General features: G+C 64.0%; 18 protein-coding genes. 6 read left to right on the top strand and 12 right to left on the bottom strand.

The genetic code is table 11. The features are described 5' to 3' along the window. The first annotated feature begins 81 nt into the window (after positions 1 to 81). Together QA635_RS14460 and QA635_RS14455 are read left to right on the top strand one after the other, a co-directional pair. On the top strand, positions 82 to 279 hold the full coding sequence (locus tag QA635_RS14460; protein WP_076834229.1) for a hypothetical protein: 198 nt from the start codon (positions 82 to 84) through the stop codon (positions 277 to 279). A 267-nt stretch (positions 280 to 546) separates the two neighbouring features. After that, on the top strand, positions 547 to 711 hold the full coding sequence (locus tag QA635_RS14455; RefSeq protein ID WP_283069832.1) for a hypothetical protein: 165 nt from the start codon (positions 547 to 549) through the stop codon (positions 709 to 711). A 390-nt stretch (positions 712 to 1,101) separates the two neighbouring features. On the opposite strand, the gene QA635_RS14450 is transcribed toward QA635_RS14455, so the two are convergent. From QA635_RS14450 to QA635_RS14425, 6 genes are read right to left on the bottom strand one after another with little or no spacing between them, the layout of a single operon-like run. After that, the gene (locus QA635_RS14450) at positions 1,102 to 2,328 is read right to left on the bottom strand and encodes a Zn-dependent hydrolase (RefSeq protein WP_283069830.1); all 1,227 of its coding nucleotides are present in this window, start codon (positions 2,326 to 2,328) and stop codon (positions 1,102 to 1,104) included. Further along, entirely contained in the window at positions 2,325 to 3,155 is an 831-nt protein-coding gene (locus QA635_RS14445; protein ID WP_283069828.1) for a type 1 glutamine amidotransferase, read from the bottom strand. Before QA635_RS14445 ends, QA635_RS14450 begins: the two co-directional genes overlap by 4 nt. 3 nt (positions 3,156 to 3,158) lie before the next feature. Beyond that, positions 3,159 to 4,331 carry an iron-containing alcohol dehydrogenase gene (locus tag QA635_RS14440; RefSeq protein WP_168856093.1) on the bottom strand — a complete coding sequence of 391 codons (1,173 nt, stop codon included), beginning with the start codon at positions 4,329 to 4,331 and terminating at the stop codon, positions 3,159 to 3,161. Between the two features lie 9 nt (positions 4,332 to 4,340). Then, positions 4,341 to 5,726 (bottom strand): aldehyde dehydrogenase family protein, encoded by a 1,386-nt coding sequence (locus tag QA635_RS14435; protein ID WP_283069826.1) that lies wholly within the window; start codon positions 5,724 to 5,726, stop codon positions 4,341 to 4,343. A gap of 35 nt (positions 5,727 to 5,761) precedes the next feature. Then, entirely contained in the window at positions 5,762 to 7,129 is a 1,368-nt protein-coding gene (locus tag QA635_RS14430; RefSeq protein ID WP_283069825.1) for a glutamine synthetase family protein, read from the bottom strand. Positions 7,130 to 7,179: 50 nt separating this feature from the next. Beyond that, entirely contained in the window at positions 7,180 to 8,523 is a 1,344-nt protein-coding gene (locus QA635_RS14425; protein ID WP_283069824.1) for an aspartate aminotransferase family protein, read from the bottom strand. 352 nt (positions 8,524 to 8,875) lie between these two features. Between QA635_RS14425 and QA635_RS14420 the strand changes: the two genes are divergently transcribed. The 3 genes from QA635_RS14420 (at position 8,876) to QA635_RS14410 (ending at position 11,601) form a co-directional block, all read left to right on the top strand. After that, entirely contained in the window at positions 8,876 to 9,697 is an 822-nt protein-coding gene (locus QA635_RS14420; RefSeq protein ID WP_092083044.1) for a DeoR/GlpR family DNA-binding transcription regulator, read from the top strand. A gap of 13 nt (positions 9,698 to 9,710) precedes the next feature. Next, positions 9,711 to 10,742, top strand: coding sequence for a helix-turn-helix domain-containing protein (locus QA635_RS14415; protein WP_057020606.1), 1,032 nt, complete (start codon positions 9,711 to 9,713; stop codon positions 10,740 to 10,742). Positions 10,743 to 10,809: 67 nt separating this feature from the next. Then, positions 10,810 to 11,601, top strand: a complete 792-nt coding sequence (locus tag QA635_RS14410) for an inositol monophosphatase family protein (RefSeq protein WP_076834239.1) — start codon at positions 10,810 to 10,812, stop codon at positions 11,599 to 11,601. A 26-nt stretch (positions 11,602 to 11,627) separates the two neighbouring features. Here the strand turns inward: QA635_RS14410 and QA635_RS14405 are convergent, their stop codons facing one another. Together QA635_RS14405 and QA635_RS14400 are read right to left on the bottom strand one after the other, a co-directional pair. After that, positions 11,628 to 12,584, bottom strand: coding sequence for a choline/ethanolamine kinase family protein (locus QA635_RS14405; RefSeq protein ID WP_283069822.1), 957 nt, complete (start codon positions 12,582 to 12,584; stop codon positions 11,628 to 11,630). Further along, positions 12,581 to 13,537, bottom strand: a complete 957-nt coding sequence (locus QA635_RS14400; RefSeq protein WP_063790183.1) for a phosphotransferase family protein — start codon at positions 13,535 to 13,537, stop codon at positions 12,581 to 12,583. Before QA635_RS14400 ends, QA635_RS14405 begins: the two co-directional genes overlap by 4 nt. Before the next feature lie 201 nt (positions 13,538 to 13,738). On the opposite strand from QA635_RS14400, the gene QA635_RS14395 reads away from it, so the two are divergent. After that, positions 13,739 to 15,145, top strand: coding sequence for an amidase (locus QA635_RS14395; RefSeq protein WP_283069821.1), 1,407 nt, complete (start codon positions 13,739 to 13,741; stop codon positions 15,143 to 15,145). 4 nt (positions 15,146 to 15,149) lie between these two features. On the opposite strand, the gene QA635_RS14390 is transcribed toward QA635_RS14395, so the two are convergent. From QA635_RS14390 to QA635_RS14375, 4 genes are all read right to left on the bottom strand, one after another. Continuing rightward, complete coding sequence (locus tag QA635_RS14390; RefSeq protein WP_283069819.1) at positions 15,150 to 16,970, bottom strand: ABC transporter ATP-binding protein; 1,821 nt, start codon at positions 16,968 to 16,970, stop codon at positions 15,150 to 15,152. A gap of 1 nt (position 16,971) precedes the next feature. Then, complete coding sequence (locus tag QA635_RS14385) at positions 16,972 to 17,889, bottom strand: ABC transporter permease (RefSeq protein WP_283069818.1); 918 nt, start codon at positions 17,887 to 17,889, stop codon at positions 16,972 to 16,974. 2 nt (positions 17,890 to 17,891) lie between these two features. Next, complete coding sequence (locus QA635_RS14380; RefSeq protein ID WP_092083050.1) at positions 17,892 to 18,872, bottom strand: ABC transporter permease; 981 nt, start codon at positions 18,870 to 18,872, stop codon at positions 17,892 to 17,894. Positions 18,873 to 18,973: 101 nt separating this feature from the next. After that, a complete protein-coding gene (locus QA635_RS14375) occupies positions 18,974 to 20,536 on the bottom strand; it encodes an ABC transporter substrate-binding protein (protein WP_283069814.1) in 1,563 nt (520 codons plus the stop codon). Positions 20,537 to 20,714: the final 178 nt, after the last annotated feature.

The following is a 20,714-nucleotide window of genomic DNA, read 5'->3' as shown; positions in this document are numbered from 1 at the left end:
AGCCTCAAGATCATTGCCCCATAATAGGATCGAAAGCTTGCTTCGCGCGTTGAATTAGTCAGCCCAAATGGGAGGTCAACAATGATTAAAGAGCGAGACCGACGGGCGCCGACGGCTGCGGAACGCGAAGCAAACAAGGCATTCAAAACTGTCAGGCCGAAGGATGCTATGACGGATTACGCCAAAGCGCAAAAAGCGGTCCATGATAATCGAGAGCGCCTAAAGGCCGAACGGCTGGCGCGGGAGGCAGAAGCGGCCAACCGCACAAAAGCAGACTAAGCGTCCCATGTGGATGATCACGGAGGACCAAAGTTTGTGAGGGTGAGATGGCCCTGCACTTCCGCCGAGTCGATACTGAACTGGAGATATGGATCGCAAGCAGCGACGACTATTCATTCGTCATCAGCAACGAGAGCCGGAGTGGACCTGGATTGCATGGAGAGCCGGGCTTTGTTGCATCATATCGCCCCGACTTTCTGAATATGCCAGCGGCTCACGTATCCGGGTCTCCCTTCAGTTCGTTCGCTGAAGCCGAGCGGGCCTGCAATGCGTTCCTGGGGCGCCTCATCATCAAGGGATGACTACCGTTATCCGCCCGCCGCGGCTGTGGCTTCTTCTGTGGCATCGCCGTGGCCGGCCGTTGCAGTCTACGCCGGCAAAGCCAAAGAGCAGACCATCGCCGAATTCCTGCTCAACATCATCCCGAAATAATCCTTCGTGCCCGAAGCGTTTATCGGCTCGTTCAAAAGAAAGGCTTGCAGAGCAAATCGAAGTTTATCGATTGCGATACTGGTTCCGTAACTGGGCTCAATGCGCACGAGGTCCGTCATATGGGTCCAAGCCGACCTCGGCGGTCTGCTTCGCCTTGGTCGACTTTCCTCCCGAAGGCGGACATTGCAACCTTCTGCAAAGTTCGGCTTTGGGCCAGAAGCGGAAATCAGCTAACGGTCTACTTTGATAAGCGGCAGACGAGCTTCGAACGCGATCGTCGCTCATACGGTCTGGTTGCAGATTCGAGTCCCGCCGGATCCACCAGCAAATCAATTACTTGTCGGATGATGTCCCTTCATCGCCCATTTGGCATCATCCACCCGAAATGCCTCACGCCCTCGCGGTAACCATTCTCCACAGCACTTCGGTCAGCACCGCGTAGCCCTTGTCGAGGGCCGCGGGCGCCGTGAACTCGCGCGGATTGTGGCTGAGCCCGCCCTCGCTCGGGACGAAGATCAGCGAGGACGGAACAGATTTCTGGATGGCCAGCGCGTCGTGGCCGGTGATGGTCTTGAACGTCATGGCCTTGAAGCCGAGATCCGCGGCGACAGAAAGAACCAGTGCCACGCCGCCGGGATCAAGCACGGTCCCCGCTCGCCTCTCGTCGGCAGCGATCGAGATACCAACGCCGATCTCGCCCGACTCACGCGCGATTCGCTTCAGAAAGCGATCGCTGATCGCCGAGACCACGGCTTCGGCCTCATGCCGGATCTCGAACCAGACCCGAACACGGCCCGCCACGACATTCGGCGAGTTGGGATAAACGCTGATGCGCCCCGTGGAGGCATGGGCGCCCGCAGTCTCCCTCGCGACCTCCTGGTACAGCGCCTCGATAGCCCGGGCCGCTGCGCGCAGTGCGTCGCGGCGGAGCGCCATCGGCATCGGTCCGGTGTGCGAGTAGTCGCCTTCGAACATCACCGATATCTTGCGCGTCATCCACGCGCCGGACACTGCGGCAATGTCGCCAGCCGCCTGCTCCAGGCGATCGCCCTGCTCCACATGCAACTCGACATAGCGCACCGGATTGTGTTCGAGCGGCGTCGTCCCGCAATAGCCGATCGCGGACAGCGCCTCGCCCAGGGTGACGCCCTCTGCGTCGCTGCACGCATATGCATCCTTCAGGCTCAGGGCGCCGGCGAAAACCGAGCTGCCGGTCAGGCTGGGCTGGAAGCGGGCACCCTCCTCATTGGTCCAGTTCACGACGGCGAGGTTGCGTCGCGCGGCGCCGGGATTGGCACGGCAACGCTCCCTGACGGCCTCGACCGCGAGGATCCCGGCGAGCACGCCGAAGACCCCGTCATATCGCCCTCCCGTCGGCTGGGAATCGAGGTGCGAGCCGGTCATGACGACGTCCGTGGACGCCGGCGCCAGCATCGCCACGCCAAATAGATTGCCGATCGCGTCGATCCTCGGAACAAGGCCGCGATCGGCGATCTCGTGCAAGAAGAGATCCCTCGCCTCCTTGTCGCGCGCCGTTCCAGCCAGCCGGCACACGCCACCGTCGTCGGTCGCACCGATCCTGGCAAAGCGCGCGATGAGGTCATGCAATGCGGTCATGTCTGCTCCAGCGATGCGATCCAGTTCCTCAGCTCGGTCTGCCGGCAATCATGGCTCAGAATGTCGCGGTGAAGTGCGAATTTCCAGGCGAGATCGCCACGCCGTTCGTCCGCCTCGAGCGCCGAGAGGTCGGCGACATAACGCGCGAGCGCGTCCAGATCGGCAAAGAAACCCTCGTCAACCAGGAGCTGTCCGTAGCGCCGGATGACGGCGACGACGTCGTGCAGGCGATATTCGGGATGATACTGCACGCCCCAGAATAGCCCGCGACCGAAACGGATCTCCGCCGCCTGAACCTCGCACATGGTATTCCAGGCGGTGACGGTTGCGGACTGCGGAAGGCGGGTGACAATATCGCTGTGGATGGCCGGCGCGTCGAACACCGCCGCACGGCCAGCATGCATGGGATGAGCGCGGCCTTCAGCCGTCAGCATGATCCTTCGCGCGAATCCGACCTCGCGTCCCGCCGGGTTGAGACCGACCTCGCCGCCCGCTGCGACCGTGGCGAGCTGCAGGCCCCAGCACGAGCCGAACATTGGCACTCCGCGAACGAAGATCTCGCGCACGAGGTCGATCTGCCGCAGCGCTTCGACCTCTCGCTGGTAGATATTGAGGGCCGATCCCGTGATCGCGATGCCGTGGTAAGCGTCGAGCGGTTGCGGCAGCGCGAAGCTCGCATCCGCCGGTGTCGCGATGTCGACGACGACGCGAGGTGCAAGCGACCGCAGGACCGCCGCATAGCTCTCCGCAGGCATTGCGCCCGCCGTCTCGGCGATTCGTCGCCGGCCGGCCAGCGTGTTGCCCTCGAGAACGAGCAGCCTCAGCACGGCTCAGCTTCCAAGATCGCCTCGAATGGCGGCCAGCGTCAACTGCTTGAACTCCGGCTCGGTCAACGGCCGCGGATTGGCACCCGCCGTCGGATCCTTGACCGCATCGGCCGCGATCGTTCCGGCGTCGGTCTCCTTCACCCCGAGTTCGGCGAGCGTATGCGGCACGCCGAGCTTCTTGCGGAAGGCCAGCAGCCAGGACAGCACGGCATCGAAGTCTTGGCTCGGCAGGTTGAGCGCGCGGGCAATGTGCGGAATCTTGTCGGCGATCGCAGCCTTGTTGCAGACCAGGACATAAGGGAAGACCACACCATTGGTCAGCCCGTGATGGGTATCGTATCGGGCGCCGACCGGATGGGATATCGAGTGGATCGCGCCCAACCCCTTCTGGAACGCGGTGGCTCCCATCGAGGCCGCGGCGAACATGTAGGCGCGCGCTTCGAGGTCGCGACCGTTCTCGACCGCGCGCGGCAGATAGTTATCGACGATCTTCATCCCCTCCAGCGCGATGCCGTCGGCAAGCGGGTGAAATGCCTTGACGCAGTAGGCCTCGAAGCAGTGCGACAGCGCATCCATGCCGGTTGCCATGGTGAGAAACGGCGAGAGACCGACCGCGAGCTCGGGATCCTCGATTGCGATCCTGGGCATCATCATGGGATGGAAGATGATCTTCTTCTCATGGGTATCCTCACGAGTGATCACACCGGCGCGGCCGACCTCGGACCCCGTGCCTGCGGTCGTCGGCACCGCAATGATCGGCGCGATGCCCTTGGTGTTGGCGCGCGTCCACCAATCGCCGACGTCCTCGAAATCCCAGACCGGGCGCGACTGCGCCACCATGAACGCCACGCATTTGCCGACGTCCAGCGCCGAACCTCCGCCCACCGCAATCACGCCGTCATGACCGCCGGCCTTGAAGGCTTCGACGCCAGCCGTCAGGTTGGTTTCGGTCGGATTGGTCTTCACGTCGGAAAACACGGCGAGCGGAATGCCCGCCTCGCGCACACGGTCGACGATGCTGGCGATGAGATCGGTCTTGGCAAGCCCGTGATCGGTGACCAGCAATGGCCTCGTGAGGCCGTTGGTCTGGCACGCCTCGGGAAGCTCGGCGATGCGGCCCGCGCCGGTAACGACGCGCGTCGGAAAATTCCAGGCGCCGGTGATCTGAACGTCCATGTGCGGCCCTCAATGCTCGATGCGAAGGTGGAAGGATCTTGGGCGGGTCAGCGCCTCGAAGCCGAAGCGCGACATGCCGACACCACGTCCGGTGTCCTTGAGGCCGGTCCACGCCAGGGCGGGATCGACATAATCGCAGCGGTTCATGAATACGGTGCCCGTTGCGATGCCGTCACCGATACGTTCGGCTGCGGCGGCGTCCTCGGTCCAGACCGATGCAGTCAGGCCATAGGGGCTGTCGTTCATTAGGCCAACCGCCTCCTGATCGGAGGAGACCTTCATGAGGCCGACCGCAGGCCCGAAGCTCTCCTCCATCATCACCTGCATGGAGTGATCGACGCCGACCAGGACCTGAGGCATCAGATAGGCCGTACCGATCTTGTCCGCCGGGAACCGGGCCGGATCGATCAGAGGCTGCGCGCCTTTTGCGACGGCCTCGCCGATGTGGGCGCGGACGGTATCGGCAAAGCGTGTCGCCGCCATCGGGCCGAGCGTCGTGTCCTGCGACAGCGGGTTGCCGAGCCGGTAGCGCGCGGTCAGGCCGGCAAAGGCGTCTACAAAGGAGTCATAGATCCGCTCATGCACGTAAATCCGCTCGATGCCGCAGCAGCATTGGCCGGAGTTGTAGAAGGCGCCGTCCACGAGCTGCTCGACCGCGAAATCGAAATCGGCATCCGGCCGCACATAGGCCGGATCCTTGCCGCCGAGCTCTAGCCCGAGGCTGATGAATGTCCCGGCCGCCGCTCGCTCGACGGCCCGGCCGCCGGCGACCGAACCGGTGAAGTTCACATGGTCGACCGAGCGCGATGAGATCAGCTCACTGGTCATGACATGGTCGAGCGTGAGCGTCCTGAACACCCCCTTGGGCAGGCCGACCCGGTCCAGTGCCGCCTGGAAGCGCTCACCGACCAGCAGGGTCTGCGCGGCATGCTTCAGGATCACGGCGTTGCCGGCCAGCAGCGCCGGCACGATGGTGTTGGCCGCGGTGAGATAGGGATAGTTCCAGGGCGCGATTACCAGCACGATGCCGGCAGGAACGCGCTTGATCATGCGACGGAAGCCGGGCTGCCCGGTCGGCACGATCGGCGCCAGCGCTTCATCGCTGAGCTCGACCAGCACGCGGACGCGCTCCTCCAGGCTGCGCAGTTCGCCGCCATAGCGCACCGGCCGGCCCATCTGCATCGCGAGTTCCGGAACGACCTCGTCGTTCTGCGCCCGCATCTCGTGCAGGAAGGCGAGCATCATCGCCTTGCGCTCGGCGAGCGATATGTTCGACCATTCCTGCTGCGCTTTCCGTGCTTGCGCGAGAGCCGCGGCGACCTCGGCACCCGTTGCGACGGGCCGCCGGGCAACCTCGCTGCCGTCGACCGGCGAAATGCAGACGATATCGTTCACGTGATGTCACTCGTTTTTGGAAGGGAGGATCCGTCTCAAATGATCTCGAAGTAGCGAGCGAGCTCCCAGTCGGTGATGGCCTTGCGGAACTCGCGCTCCTCCCACTGCCGCGTCATCGCGTAGTGATCGACGAAGACGTCGCCAAACAGATTGCGCGCCGCCTGCGAGGCGACCAGCCGGTCGGCCGCCTCCGACAACGTGCGCGGAAACGCGCGCTCGGGCGGATGCTTGCGCTCATAGGCGTTGCCGATGATCGGCTTGTCCGGTTCGATCCTGTGCTCGATTCCCCAGAGGCCCGATCCGAGCGCGGCCGCGATCGCCAGATACGGATTGATGTCGGCGGCAGCGACGCGGTACTCGACGCGCTGGCTGGCCGGCTTGCCGGGAATGACGCGCAACGCGCAGGTCCGGTTCTCGATTCCCCAGGTCGCGTCGGTCGGTGCCCAGAAGCCGGGGATCAGGCGCGAGTAGCTGTTCACGGTCGAGGCCACCATCGCGAGCAGCTCCGGAAGCAGCGCCTGCTGGCCGCCGACGAACCAGCGCATGGTGTCGGACATGTCGCCGGGCCTGCCGCCCTGGTGAAACACCGGCTTGCCGTCTCGGTCGCGCAGCGACAGATGCAGATGCCCGGATTGTCCGGGATAGGCGTTCGACCATTTGGCCATGAAGGTGAGCATCTTGCCCTGACGCTCGGCCCAGACCTTGGAGAAGGTCTTGAACAGCACGGCGCGGTCGGCGGCCGCGAGCGCATCGGTGTATTGGATCGCGGCCTCCAGCACGCCGGGTCCGGTCTCGGTGTGCAGGCCTTCGACCGGCATGTCCATCTCGTTGCAGAGCTTGAGCAGCGAGCGATGAAATTCGGACTCGACGGAGGCGCGCAGCATGGAATAGCCGAACCAGCCCGGCGTGAGATTCCTCAAGCCGCGAAAGCCCTTCTCGCGCACGCTGTGCGGCGTCTCGTCGAACACGAAGAACTCGAACTCCGCGGCCACGGACGGCGAGAATCCCATGCCCTCGGCGCGGTCAATGACGCGCCGCAGCAGCCGGCGCGGACACACCCCCGCCGCGGCGCCCTCGAATTCACCGAGGAAGAGCAGCATGTTCTCTTCCGTCGGCACATTGCGGCAGGTCGAAGGATCGATGCGCGCGGTCGCGTCGGGAAAGGCCGTATGCCAGCCGGTGAATGCACAATTGTCGTACATCTGGTCGTTGGAGTCCCAGCCGAACACGATGTCACAGAAGCTGAAGCCGGCCTCCAGCGCGCCGACGAACTTGTCGCGCGCGAGATATTTTCCGCGAATGACGCCGTCGAGATCGACGATGCCGAGCTTGACGTGGGAGAGGCCCCGCTCCTCGACAAGGGCCTTCGCCTCGGCGGTAGTTCGTACGCTTCTTGCATCCATGATCTTCAAATCTTCGGCTTCTGTGGCATCGCGGGCTATGGGCGATCGCGTCACGACGCGGCCACCTCGCGCAACTCCTCGTCGCACGCGGTGATGAACATGTCGGCGTGGTCCTTGCCGAAGCACAGCGGCGGACGAATCTTGAGCGTGCTGCCGAACGGACCGGCAGCACCGATCAGGATGCCGCGCCGGCGCAGGCGATTGATCAGCGGGCTAGCGAGCTCCGGCGCGGGCTCCTTGCTGTCGCGGTCGCGCACCAGCTCGAGCCCGATGAACAGGCCGGCACCACGAACGTCTCCGATGGTCATGTGGCGATTGCCGATCTCGCGCAATCCATCCATCAGGTGACGGCTGACCTCGCGCGCATTCTGCATCAAGCCCTCGTCCTCGATGACGTCGAGCACGGCAAGGCCTGCGGCCGCGGCCACCGGGTTGCCGCCGAAGGTGTTGAAGTACTTCACCTCCGCGGCAAAGCGATCGAGCAGCGCGGCGCGCATGGCGACGCCTCCCATCGGAAAGCCGTTGCCCATGGGCTTGCCCATCGTGACGATGTCGGGGACGACGCCATGGCGCGCGAAGCCCCACATCGCCGCCCCGGTTCGTCCGAAGCCTGGCTGCACCTCGTCGGCGATGAACAGTCCCTGACGTTCGTGCACGTGCTTCACGGTGGGGGCCAGGAAGCCGGCAGGGTCGGCATAGATGCCATCGCTCGAAAAGATCGTGTCCACCAGCAGCGCAGCAAAGCCGAAGCCGCTTCGCTCGAGATCGGTGATCGCTGCGGCAACGCTGTCGGCAAAGCGCTGGCCGGGATCGCCGACCGGATTGCGATACATCTCGGGTGCGGGAACTGCCCGCACGTGGGGCGGCAGCGGCTGACCGGGACGCGAGGACGGCGAGACATCGGTCACTGCGGCGCTATTGCCGTGATAGGCGGTCTCCGTGACAATGAAGCCCGTCCGCCCGGTTGCCACCTTCGCGACCCGTAGCGCAAGGTCATTCGCCTCGCTGCCGGTGCAAGTCAGGACCAGATGATCGATCCCGCGCGGAAACGTCGCCAGGAGACGCTCCGCATAGCCATCGACGACGTCGTTGAGATAGCGTGTGTGCGTGCTGAGCAGGCCGGCCTGGCGGCTTATCGCCTCGACAACGCGCGGATGCGAATGCCCGACCGACGGGACGTTGTTGTAGAGATCGAGATAGCGCCGGCCATCGACGTCGAACATATAGACGCCTTCGGCGCGCGCCATCCTGATCGGCTCCTGATAGAACAGCACCGAGGCTTTTCCGAACGAACGCAGGCGTCGTTGCACCGCCTCGCCGAGCGCTGGGTCGATTGACGACACCCGGCTCTGATCGAAGGCGTTCAACGCCAGAATCCCTTTCTCCTGCTGCATCGCCTGCCTTCCCTTTGGCCCGCGGCCTGCGTGGACCAAAGCCGTCCCCTGCGGCGATCATTCCCCAGCCGTTCCACCGAGACCTTGGATCTATGTGCGAATCCCCACAACTGAAAAGCAGATTGCAGGCAAGAGACACCAGAACGTCAGACATGCGCTCCGCATTCCAAAGCCATACTTCATATGTTTCAGTGTCTTATGCGATCGCCATGATTCCTTTGCGAATTCCATAGGCAGCACGGCGCCCAAAAAATGAGGAATATGCCACACAATTGATGTGGACTCACAACATCAGTTGGGGAACGATCATGGCACGGACGCTGGAGAGGTTTGCAGCCGGAGAGACAGCGGAATGACGAGTGACGCCCCTGCTGCGGCCGACAAGCGGCCACGAAAGGCCGACGGCGACCGCCTCTCGAAGCTCGCGCGCCACAAGCACATCATCTCGCAACTCACCGCCGCGCCGACGCTGCGGGCTTCCGAGCTCGCCGCCGTGCTCGGCGTCTCCGGCGAGACCATCCGGCGCGATCTGATGGAGCTTCAGGAGCAGAAGCTCATCAACCGCACCTATGGCGGAGCGTCCCGTCCCTTCGCGCTCGAGCCGGCGCTGACCGATCGCAAGGCGATCATGATCGCCGAGCGCGAGGCGATGGCCGCGGTGATCGCCGACCTGATCCTGCCGAACGAGGTGTTGATGCTCGGCGCCGGCGCGACCACGTTTCACATCGCGCGACGGCTGGCCTCACGCGCGCACGACATCACCGTGATCACCCATGATTACGCCATTGCGGCCGCGCTAGCCGTCAATCCGTCGATCCGCGTGCTCTGCTGTCCCGGCCGCTATCACCCCACCGAAGGTTATGTGTTCGGCACGCAGACGATCGCGAACATCAACAGCTATGAAGCCAACCGCGCCATCGTGAGCGCGACCGGCATCAGCGCGCGCGGCGCGAATGATGCCGACGATGAGGCCGGCGCCATCTATGGCGCGATGGCCAAGCGCGCCGCAGAAGCCATCCTGGTGGCCGATCACGGCAAATTCGACCAGCGTGCGCTCACCGTCTTCGCACATTGGACCGATATCGATCGCCTGGTTACCGATCGGCAGCCAGAGGGAGCTCTGGCAACCGCTCTCCGTGAAGCCGGAACGGAGATCATCGTTGCGCAACCCTGAGAAAGGCCCAGCCATGGCACGCCTGACATCTGTTGCTTCCCGCGAGGAACACACCGGCCTTCATGCTGGCAACGACAAGGGCCCCGGTCCCACGCAGGATTGGCGGACCCGGATCGGACGCCTCGATCTCGAACTCGTCGGGCCGGACCACGCCTTTGCCCGCAACTGGGAACGCGTTGCCTGCATCCACGATGCCGCCTATGTGCTGGTGTTTCCGCAGACAGGATGCGTCGCATTCAGCCAGGACAGCCGCATCGGGATCGCACGTCCCGGCGAATATGTCCTGCTCAGCGAGCTCGCCTTCTACGAATTGTCGTCTGACAAGACCGCGCGCTTCCTGATGTTGCGGATTCCGGCCGCCGAGCTGCGCGGCCGGCTCGTCTCGGTTGAAGATCACATCAGTCGCCGCTTCAAGCCAAACGAACAGATGACACACCTGCTGGCGGGCATGATCCGCAGCGTGGCCGAACTGTTCGTCGCCTCACCGCCGCCGAACCCCCAGGCGCTCGCGACCGAAATGATCAGCTTCGTCGCGCTGACCATCGGATCGGAGGATCGCGGCGCCGCAACCGATGTGCGCAACGCGCGCTATCACCTGCGCCGCCGGATCGTCGACTTCATCGAGAGCCATCTCGGTGACCAGTCGTTGTCGCCGAAGAAGATCGCGGCGTCGAGCCGCATCTCGCTCAGTTATTTGTACAGCCTGTTCAACGACAACGAGACCACGGTCAGCCAGTTCGTCCAGACCAAGCGGCTGCAGCGGGCGTATGAAATCCTAGTCGCCGATCCGAAGGGCCGGCGGACCGTCTCGGAGGTCGCCTACGAAGTCGGCTTCAAGAACGTGTCGCATTTCTCCCGCTGCTTCAGCCGGCACTTCAAGGTGGCGCCGCGCGACGTTCGCCAGGCGCCCGTGTCGGCGCCGCAGCCGGCCGCTGGCGTGCGCTCGCCGCAGCCGAGGAGCCCTGCCGCCCGAGTGGCGCGGCGCAACGGATTCGACTCCCCCTATTGGGAGATCGACAAGCAGTCGGTCCACGAGACCGCGTAACGCCCCATCCCAAGGCAAGGCGTCGTGCGTCCCGCGACGTCGGCGCGCCTCCCGCCCGGAGCGACCATTGGACGACATTCAAGACAGATTATCCGCAAGCGAGCTCGCTTCGTTCTTCAATGAGCTTGCCGACGTGGCCGGACGGATCGCCGTGACGCACTTCCGTTCCCGCGTCGATTTCGAGCGCAAGCAGGACCTGACGCCGGTCACGATCGCCGATCGTGCGATCGAAATGGAGCTACGGCAGCTGATCGGTTCGCGCTTCCCCGATCACGGCATCCTCGGCGAGGAGATGGGATCGACGGCCGGGGACCGCTACACGTGGTATCTCGATCCGATCGACGGAACGAAGAGCTTTATCTCCGGCATGCCGCTGTTCGGCACGCTCGTCGCGCTCGCCGACGAGAGAGATGGATCGATCACCGCCGGCATGATCGATATGCCCGCGCTGGCCGAGCGGTGGTACGGCACCCGGCAAGGCACCACCTTCAACGGCAAGCTGGCAAGGGTGAGCCGCACCACGCGACTGGAAGACGCGCAGATCTACACGTCATCGCCGGACTTCTTCACGCCGAGCGACTGGGCCCGCTACGATGCGCTCAGCCAGAAGGCCATGTTCCGGCGATTTGGCGGCGACTGCTACCAATATGGCCTGCTCGCATCCGGCCACTGCGATCTCGTGGTCGAAACCTCCCTCAAGTCGTTCGACTTCATGCCGCTGATTCCGGTGGTCGAGGGCGCAGGCGGCATCGTCCGCGACTGGCAGGGGCGGCCGCTGTCGCCGGAATCCGATGGCCGGATCATCGCGGCCGCGAACGACAGCCTGCTCGAGCAGGCGCTCGCGATCCTCAATCAATAACTGCGGAAGCCCTCCTGTCGCGCGGCTCAGACGAGCCGCAACCAGCCATCCCAGCGGGGATCGTACATCACGTCGCGGGCACGCATGTATTTCCAGACGCCGTACTTCTGATAGTCGAAATCCCAGTCCTTGAGCTTCCGGTTCACGACCGCCCATGACGCCCATTTCAGGTCGGCGAGCGCCCGGTTGAGTATCACGCGCGCGACCATCTGCGGCCGCATCTCGCCCAGATATTGCTCGATCAGGGCCTCCGTCAGATGCTCGTCGAAGAACATCTCGGCGAACAGGACGCCGAGCTCATAGCTACGCTCGTTGTTGGAAGCGAACTCATAGTCGATCAGCTTCATCGGCTTGGGGGCGCCTGATTCCGCCGAGATCAGGAAATTGCCCGGCATCGGATCATTGAAGCACGGCACGAGATCGAGACCCGACGCCAGGAACGCCGACTTGGCCTGATTGTAGCGATGCATCAGCCAGGGCATGTCCTGCGGGAAATGCGCGCCGAGCTCCCTGCCCTGCTCGATATGTTCCTCGATCATGTCGAAGATGGTCTTGGTCTGGCCGAGCTTCGGGCCGGCATGCAGGCGGCGGTAAAGGTCGAGAACGTCGGCCTGGATGGCGGCATCGCCGAAATCGGCATTGGTGCAGGCGCGATAGCCTTCGAGGAACTCGCTGATCTCGAGCCCGTCCGTGGCGTCGAAAAAGATCACCTCGGGCGCAACGCCCATGGCGTGGGCATTGCGCGCAGCCTCGTTGGCGGTCACGCGATCGATGAACATCTCCGAGCCCTCGCCGGGCACCTTGATGAAGTAACGCCGTCCATCGCCGGATATCTCGACCAGCCAGTTCTGATTCATGAGGCCGCCGACCAGCGGGGTATAGGCCGCCCCCTTGCCGTGCCATTGCGGCACGCGGGCGATCGCTGCCTCGATATTGCGCTCGTGGACTGTCGCTCCCTCGCCGAGCTTCCTGCGGACAGTCATGCGATCCTCCGAAGCATCTCGCCAAAGCGCGGCTCCCGGACCGTCATGCGGCAACGTACGAAGCGCCAGCTGGCGAACTTGTAAAACTCAAAGGTGTTGCGCGCCGACCGCGCGGCGAGCACGGCGCCGATCAGGCCCCAGCGCAGATCATCCGCCATGCCGTAGATGCGGGCGCGGCTGAATGCGCGCTCGTCGAATCCGCCGGCGTTGCGGCTGAAGGCGTCGCGCGCCTCCGGCTCCTGCGCGAAGGCTTCGACGAGGAAGCTGCCGAGGTCCTCCAGCGGGTCGGCCGTCGTGGCGCGATCCCAATCGATCAGGCGAACCTCGCCGGTGTCGCTGATCAGAATGTTCGAGACATTGCCATCGCCATGGATTGGCACCGGTTTGATGTCGAGTTTCCTCAAGGCATCGGCCGCAAAACGCAGCTCCTTGACCAGCCATTCCGCATCAGACGGCAGTTGCGCCTTCGCGGCCTTTGCCGCCTCGTAGAAATGCTCGATCTCGTCGAAGACTCCCATGCGCCGCGGCAGAGGCGCCCCTGCCTGGAACAGGCGCCGCGCCGCGATGACCGCGTCGACGATCTTCGGCTCCAGCATCCGCTCCAGCGTGCCGACCCGCCAGCCACGGTTGAGATCTTCCATGACCAGAAGTCCCGCGTCCGGATCCGCCGCAAGCACCTTGGGACCGATACCGAGATCGGATGCGCGCCGGGCCGCTTCGAACGCGCAGGCAACGTCGATGTAGAGCTTGGCATCCACATCCATGTTCTTGATGAAGATGCTCTCGCCGCTTCCGTTCCTGGTGGCGCGCCAGGGAGCGCCGTCGACCCCGCGCCAGCTTGGCGAGGCGAGGACCGGAATGGCGGGCTCGATCACGATATCGCCCGTCCCCCATCCCGGGAGCCCGGCAATGTAGTTCCGGACCGTGGCGATTTGCGTTCCAGATTGGCTCATGACGACTTCTGATCTCTCGCGGGTGTCGTTCGGCCCGCCTGTCGCGGGCCTCCCGGTTTGATGACAAATTCGATCAAGACAGCTGCAAAAGGGATGCCTCGCACTCCACCAAATCATGCCCTTACGGCAGCGGCACTACCCCGACAGGGGCGACTTTCGCTATCCGGACACTGATCCAGAACGCCATTTGTCGAGGCCAAGATGTCTGCTGCGGAACTGATCGGGATGAGCCTTGCGGGGCTGACGGAGGCCTACGCATCGCGCGCATTGTCGCCGGTGGAGGTGTTGCGAACCGTGCTCGGCCATGCCGAGGCGGTCAATCCCGCGATCAATGCGCTGTTCTGCTTCCGTCCGGAGCAAGCCATCGCAAGCGCGCAAGGCTCGGAAGCGCGATGGAAGGCGGGAACCGCGCTGGGTCCGCTCGACGGCGTCCCCATGACGGTCAAGGACAGCGTCGCCATGATCGGCTGGCCCTATTTTCACGGCATCGGCGCCAACCGTGCCCTGCCGCCGTCCAACTACGATTCGCCGCCGGCGATCGCGCTCCGCGAGGCCGGCGCGGTGATCTTTGCCAAGACCACGATGCCGGATTGCGGCCTGATGGCGTCGGGCATCAGCTCGCTGCACGGCGTTACCCGCAACCCCTGGGGGCTCGCCTGGAATACCGGCGGCTCGTCGGCCGGCGCAGGCGCCTCCGTCGCCGCTGGCGCCGGCTATGTTTCCGTCGGCACGGATATCGCGGGCTCGGTCCGCCTTCCGGCCGCCCATTGCGGACTGGCCGGACTGAAGCCGACCCATGGCCGTGTGCCGCATTTGCCGGCCGACACCATGCGCATGGCAGGCCCGATGGGTCGCAGCGTGGATGATATCGCGCGCCTGCTGACCGTGCTGACGCGGCAGGACGAGCGCGATACCTGGAGCCTGCCCGCCGATGGCGTGCGCTATCACGAGCATCTGAAGCGCGACGTGAAGGGACTGAAGATCGGCGTCCTCACCGACATGGGCTTCGGCATGAAGGCCGAAGCTACGGTTCGCAGCGCGGTCGATGCGGCCGGCAAGCTGCTCGCCGGCGCCGGCGCGATCGTCGAGCCGTTCACCTCTCCCCTCACCGACGACGCCTATGCGCCGATCGACCTGTTCCTCCAGGTGCGCGGCTATCTCGAATATGCATCGCTGCCGCCGCATGGCGACACCGCACGCGACATCAATCCCTACGTTCGCGCATGGTGCCTTGGCGGGGCGAAACATTCGGGCGCCGACCTCTACCGGGCGCTGGGCCAGATCGCCAAGATGAAGGCGGCGCTGCTCGCGGCCTTCGAGGGCTGGGACTATGTCATCGCCCCGACGCTGCCGGTGGTGAATTTCCCAGCCGAGGAGCCCGGCGTGTCGCGTGAGATGCCGCTCGCGCACACGCTGTTCACCGCCATGTTCAACCAGACCTGCCAGCCCGCCTCCACCGTCTGCATGGCATTCGATTCCCGCCATCTGCCGATCGGCGTCCAAGTGACCGGGCACCGCTTCGACGATCTCGGCGTGCTGCAGGTGACCAAGGCGCTGGAGGACATGCGCTCGTTCGCGATGGACTGGCCGTTCAAGCCACGACCCTGAGCGCTCAGGCCGCGGCCTGCGCCGGCTCGCCGTCGAGAAGGTGGCAGGCGGCGAAGCGCCCCGGCGCGTGTTCGACCAGCTTCGGCGTCTCCAGCCGGCAGCGGTCGAACGCCTTCGGGCAGCGCGAGGCAAAGCTGCATCCCGCCGGGATATCGATCGGGCTCGGCGGCTCGCCCTCCAGCAAGAAGTCCGCCGGGTTGAACGGCTTCTCCTCCAGCGTCGGGGCGGCCGAGAGCAATGCCTTGGTGTAGGGATGCTGGGGATCGAAGAACAGCTCACGGTTGTCGGCGATCTCGACCATCTCACCGAGATACATCACGGCAATGCGCGTGCAGACCCTGCGCACCATTGCGAGATCATGGGAGATGAAGACATAGGTGAGGTCGTTCTTCTCCTGCAGCTTCGAGAACAGGTCGATCAGCCTTGACTGCTCGCGTTGATCCAGCGCGGACAAGGTTTCGTCGAGGATCAACAGCTTGGGATCGAGGATCAGGGCACGCGCGATCGAGATGCGCTGGCGCTCTCCGGTGGAGAGCGTGTTCGGGAGCTGGTCATAGAGCTCGGCGGCAAGACCGACCTCGGCCATCGCTGCGATGACCCGGCTGCGCAGGTCCGCGCGGGCGACATTGCCGCGGATCAGCAGGCTCTCCTCGATCATGCGGCCGACGGTGGTGCGCGGCGGCAGCGCGTTGTACGGATCCTGCAGCAGCAGCTGGAATTCGCTGCGGGTGCGGATCAGCTCGCGCGGCGACAACGCCCCGAGCGACGTGCCGTTGAGGACGATGCTGCCGTTGTCGGGAACCTCCAGCCAGGCCAGCAGGCGCGTGAGGGTCGACTTGCCGCAGCCGGATTCCCCGACGATGCCGAAATTCTCGCGCGGCATGATGTCGAGCGTTACGCCGCGCACCGCTTGCACGTTGCTGTAGGTATTGAACGTCCCCCGCTTGCGCGCGCGATAGGTCCGAACAACGTGCTCCACCTTCATCAGCGGCACTTCGTCTTGCGCCTTGCGGCGGGCCAGCGGGCCCTCGGTGGTCGCCCACATGCGCGGCACACTGGCAATGGCCTTGCGCGTGTAGTCGGTCTGTGGCGAGGCGAGCAGGCCGGCAAACGCTTGCTGCTCGACGAACCGGCCCTGATGGAGCACGGCCGTGCGGTCGCCGAACTGGCCGAGCGTGGGCAAGGAAGACGACAGATAGATTGTCGCCATCCTGTGGCGGAGGCACAGGTCGTGGAGCAGCGCCACGATCTGTGCCGCGATGGTGACATCGAGCGGCTGGGTAATGTTGTCGGCGATCAGGACGGCGGGCTCGGCGCAGATCGCGTCCACGATCATCGCGCGCTGCATCATGCCGCCGGAAAATTTTGCCGGGTAGTCCCAATAGCGCTCTTTCGGCGATGGAATCCGGACCTCGCCGAGGAGCTGCACGACCCGCTCGCGGCATTCGCGCGGATTCCATTCGGGCCTGACGCTGTGCAGCTTTTCCGCGATCTGGGTCCCGACCGGTATCGTCGGATCGAGCGAGCTTTGCGGCTTGGAGCCGATATAGGCGATGTCGCGGCCGATCCGCACCTCGCGCGCCCCGGCGCCGAGAATGTCGTGACCGGCGAACGTGACCCGTCCGGAGCGATACGCCAGACTTTCCGGCAGCCAGTTCGCCAATGCGCGGCTGAGCACGGTCTTGCCGGCGCCGCTTTCGCCGTAGATGCCAAAGATCTCCGACGTGTTGAGGCGGAAGGAGATGTGATCGAGGATCGGTGCGGCGCCCGGCGCCGAAGCACCGACCGTGAGGTCGTCGACCTCCAGAATGAGCGAGAGATCCATCTCAGAGACCCCCATAGATGCGGTTGCGCGCCTTCTCGAGCGCCGACCCCATCAGGTTGATCGAGGTAAGCGCGATAGCCAGGAACACGCCCGGCGTGGTCGCGATCCACCAGGCATTGATCAGGTATTTGCGAGAGTCGGCGATGATACTGCCGAAGCTCGGCGTCGGCGGCTGGACGCCAAGCCCCAGGAAGCCGAGGATCGCTTCGAAGATCATCATGCGTGCGACGTCGAGCACGGCGACGAATGCGATCGGCGGCAGGATGTTCGGCGCGGCGAACAGAAACAGGATCCGCCAGTCCCCGGCGCCGAGCACGCGCAGACCGCGGACATATTCCTTGCCGCGCTCGGTGACCGCGGCGCTGCGCGCCACGCGCGCGTAGAGCGGCCAGCCGGACAGCGCCAGCACGATTATGATGGTCGGCACCGTCGGCCGCGACACGCCGAGAATGGTGATCGCCAGGATGATCATCGGAATCGACAATTGGGCATCGGTGATCCGCATGATGACGGTGTCCCACCATTTGCCCTTGAAGCCGGCGAACAGGCCAAGGCCGCAGCCGATGACAAAGATGAGCAGGACCGTGACGACGCCGACCAGCAGCGAATAGCGCAGGCCGATCAGGCTGCGCATCAGCATGTCGCGGCCGAGCTGATCCGTACCCAGCGGATGATCCCAGGTCCATTTGTCGCCGAGAAAGACCGGCGACATGAACTTGTCCTTCACCACCATCTTGGTCGCACTGATCGAGGACACCTCGGGATAGATGGCCGAGGCCAGCACCAGCGCCATGAAGATGAAGAAACCGATCTTGAAGCTCGGCATGCGCCAGGCCGCGGCCATGATGCGGCGGTTGACGGAACGGATTGGGGCCGCCGGCAAGGCGGGCTCCTCGGCGATGATCGTGGTGGCCGTCATGCTCAGATCTCCACGCGGGGATCGACCAGATAGGCGACCAAATCCACGATGATATTGATGAAGACAAAGACGGCGCTGGTTGTGATGGCGATGCCCTGGATGACCGGAAAGTCGCGCCCGACGACAGAGACCACGGTCAGATTGCCGAGGCCAGGATAGTCGAAAATGTATTCGATCACGAGAACGCCGCCGATCAGCGTCGAAAGCTGGATCCCGAGCAGGTTGACTAGCGGCACTGCCGCGTTGCGCAGGGCGTGCGAATAGACGATGCGGCGGCGAGACAGGCCGCGCACCCGCGCCTCGTCGATGAACGGCGCTTGCATGACCTCGCCGAGCGAGGTCGTCAGCGTGCGGATGATGAAGGGGGCGATCTCCACCGCGAGCACGAAGGCCGGCAGGATGACATAGGAAAATCCCTGGTAACCGAGCGCCGGCAGCAGCTTCAGCTTCACCGACAGAAACAGGATCAGAACGATCGCGAGCCAGAAATTCGGAATCGAGACGAACAGCGACTGCATTCCGAACGCCAACGCATTCTGCCAGCGATGCTGGTGCAGCCCGCCCGCGATGCCGATCGGAAACGACAGCAGCAGCGCGAACACGAGCGCCATTCCGCCCAGTTGCAGCGTGAACGGCAGGCGTTCGAGGATGAGATCGATCACCGGCGCCATATCCGACTTGGTCGGGTCAACATACTGCCCGCCGGTCGCGATCATGCCGCTGCGCGGCCGCAAATAGGATTGCCCGAGATCGCCCTGTACCAGCCCGCGCATGTACCGACCATATTGCACGATGATGGGGTCGCGCAGCCCCATCTTGGTCGCGACCTTCTCGACCACGTCGGCCGGCGCCATGCCGCCGACGATCAGGCGCACGGGATCGCCCGGCACCACGCGCAGCAGCGTGAAGATGATCAACGACGTGATGAAGACGATCAGGATGCCCTGCGCGATCCGCTTGACCAGGAATTCCAGGATCAACATCGAGAAGAGCTACCCTTGCAATTCATGAGGACCAGACCCGACCAGTCCGGCCTGCGTTCGCGAACCGGCAGGCCGGGCGTACCCGGCCTGCCGAGCAATCATCATGCCAATGTTGCCTTGGTCATGTCCTGCATGCCGTTCGGATAGATGTACAGACCATCCAGCTTCTTGCTGTAGGCATGGATGAAGACCGAGGTGAACAACGCGAGCGCCGGGGCCTTCTTGGCGATGGTCGGCAGCGTCTCGGTCTGCAGGATCTTCTTTCGCTCCTCGATTGTCGTGGCGTTGCGCTCCTTGTCCAGCACCGCGTCGATGTCCTTGTCGACGATGCCGGTGATGCGCTTGGAGGAGGAATGGAAGTGGGTGCGCAGGACGAGATCCGGCTCGGGCGAGCCGGTGCACCAGCCGCAGTCGATCATGTTGCCCTCACCGCCGCCGGGCTTGTCGTAAAGCAAATTACCCCACGCCGCGACTTCGAGCGTCTGCAGATTGACCTTGAACCCCTGCTCCTGGAGCATGCCGGTAATCAACTCGGCATATTCCTTCGTCTTCGGATAGAAGCCGACCGACGTGTAATAGGTGAGCTCGGGCAGGCCCTGGCCTTTGGGGAAACCGGCCTCCGCGAGCAGCTTCTGCGCCTTTTCCGGATCGAATTCAGGATAGTCGGCCACCTCGGCATAGCCGAACTTGACCGGCGAGATGTGCGCCTTGGAATAGATGCCGGAGACGCCGAGCACGTCGAGCACCTGCTTGCGGTCGATCGAGTAGCATGCGGCGAGGCGAATGCGCGGATCGTCGAACGGCTTCTTCGAGCAGCGGAAGAACAGGTATTTGTTCTCGACCGAAACCGCCTTGTGGATGCTGAAGCGGGCATCCTTCGAGATGGTCTCGACCTGCTCCTGCTCGAGCCGCTCGATGATGTCGGCCTCGCCGTTCAACAGCGACAGCGTGCGCGTCGTGGTGTCACCGACGAAGTGATACTCGACACCCGGGATCTTCGCTGCGCCGAGGAAGAAGTCGGGATTGGCGGCGAGAACGGTGGTGTCACCTTTCTGCTCGACATATTTGTAGGGGCCCGTGCCGTTCATGCGCGCCGAGAGCTGTGCCTTGTTGGCAACGTCCTTGGCCGACATGATCGGCAGGAAGGACGACAGGTAGTAGTAGAGCGTCGCCGGATAACCCTGCGCCTTGGTGTTGATGTGGCAGGTGTAGTCGTCGACGACGTCGACGGTGACGAGACCGGGGTACCACTGCGCCGGACGATCGGGTTGGCAGCCATATTCATAGGTCGCCTTGACGTCGGCCGCTGTGAACGGGGTCCCGTCATGAAATTTGACGCCCTTCCTGAGTTTCACCTCCATCGTATAGGTGTCGATGGGCTTCATCGATTCAGCCAGCTCGAAGATCAGCTCGTCCGGCTTCTCCGGGCGCATCGGCGCCCGCGTCAGATAGCCGAACACGAAGCCCTCGACGATGAGCTGGCCGAGATTGGTATGGGTGGTTGGGTCCCAGTTGCCGGTCAGCGCTTCCGCGCCGAGAAAGCGCAGTGTCTTGCCTTCGGCGGCAAAGGCGGAATTCACAAGAAAGTCGGGATTGACCCGCCCGAAGCCGAACGCCGCGGCCCCGGCCAGTCCCCCTAACATCAAGTCTCTGCGGTTGATCATATGGTAATCCCTCGATGATTTCGGCAACGCTGAAACTGCTCTCGAGGCCGCAAGGCACTCAGCCGTTTCGATCGTCTTGCACAAATCGTGGCTTTCACGCCTGCAAAGCCTAGACCAAAGGGCGCAATCGCCCGATTCCTGCTGCTCCACGATTCCGTTGCTGACACTCCCGGGGCGC

The organism is Bradyrhizobium brasilense (assembly GCF_029714345.1).
Classification (GTDB): domain Bacteria; phylum Pseudomonadota; class Alphaproteobacteria; order Rhizobiales; family Xanthobacteraceae; genus Bradyrhizobium; species Bradyrhizobium australafricanum.
Note: the sequence above shows the minus strand (reverse complement) of the source record. Positions and strands in the feature narration are given on the sequence as shown.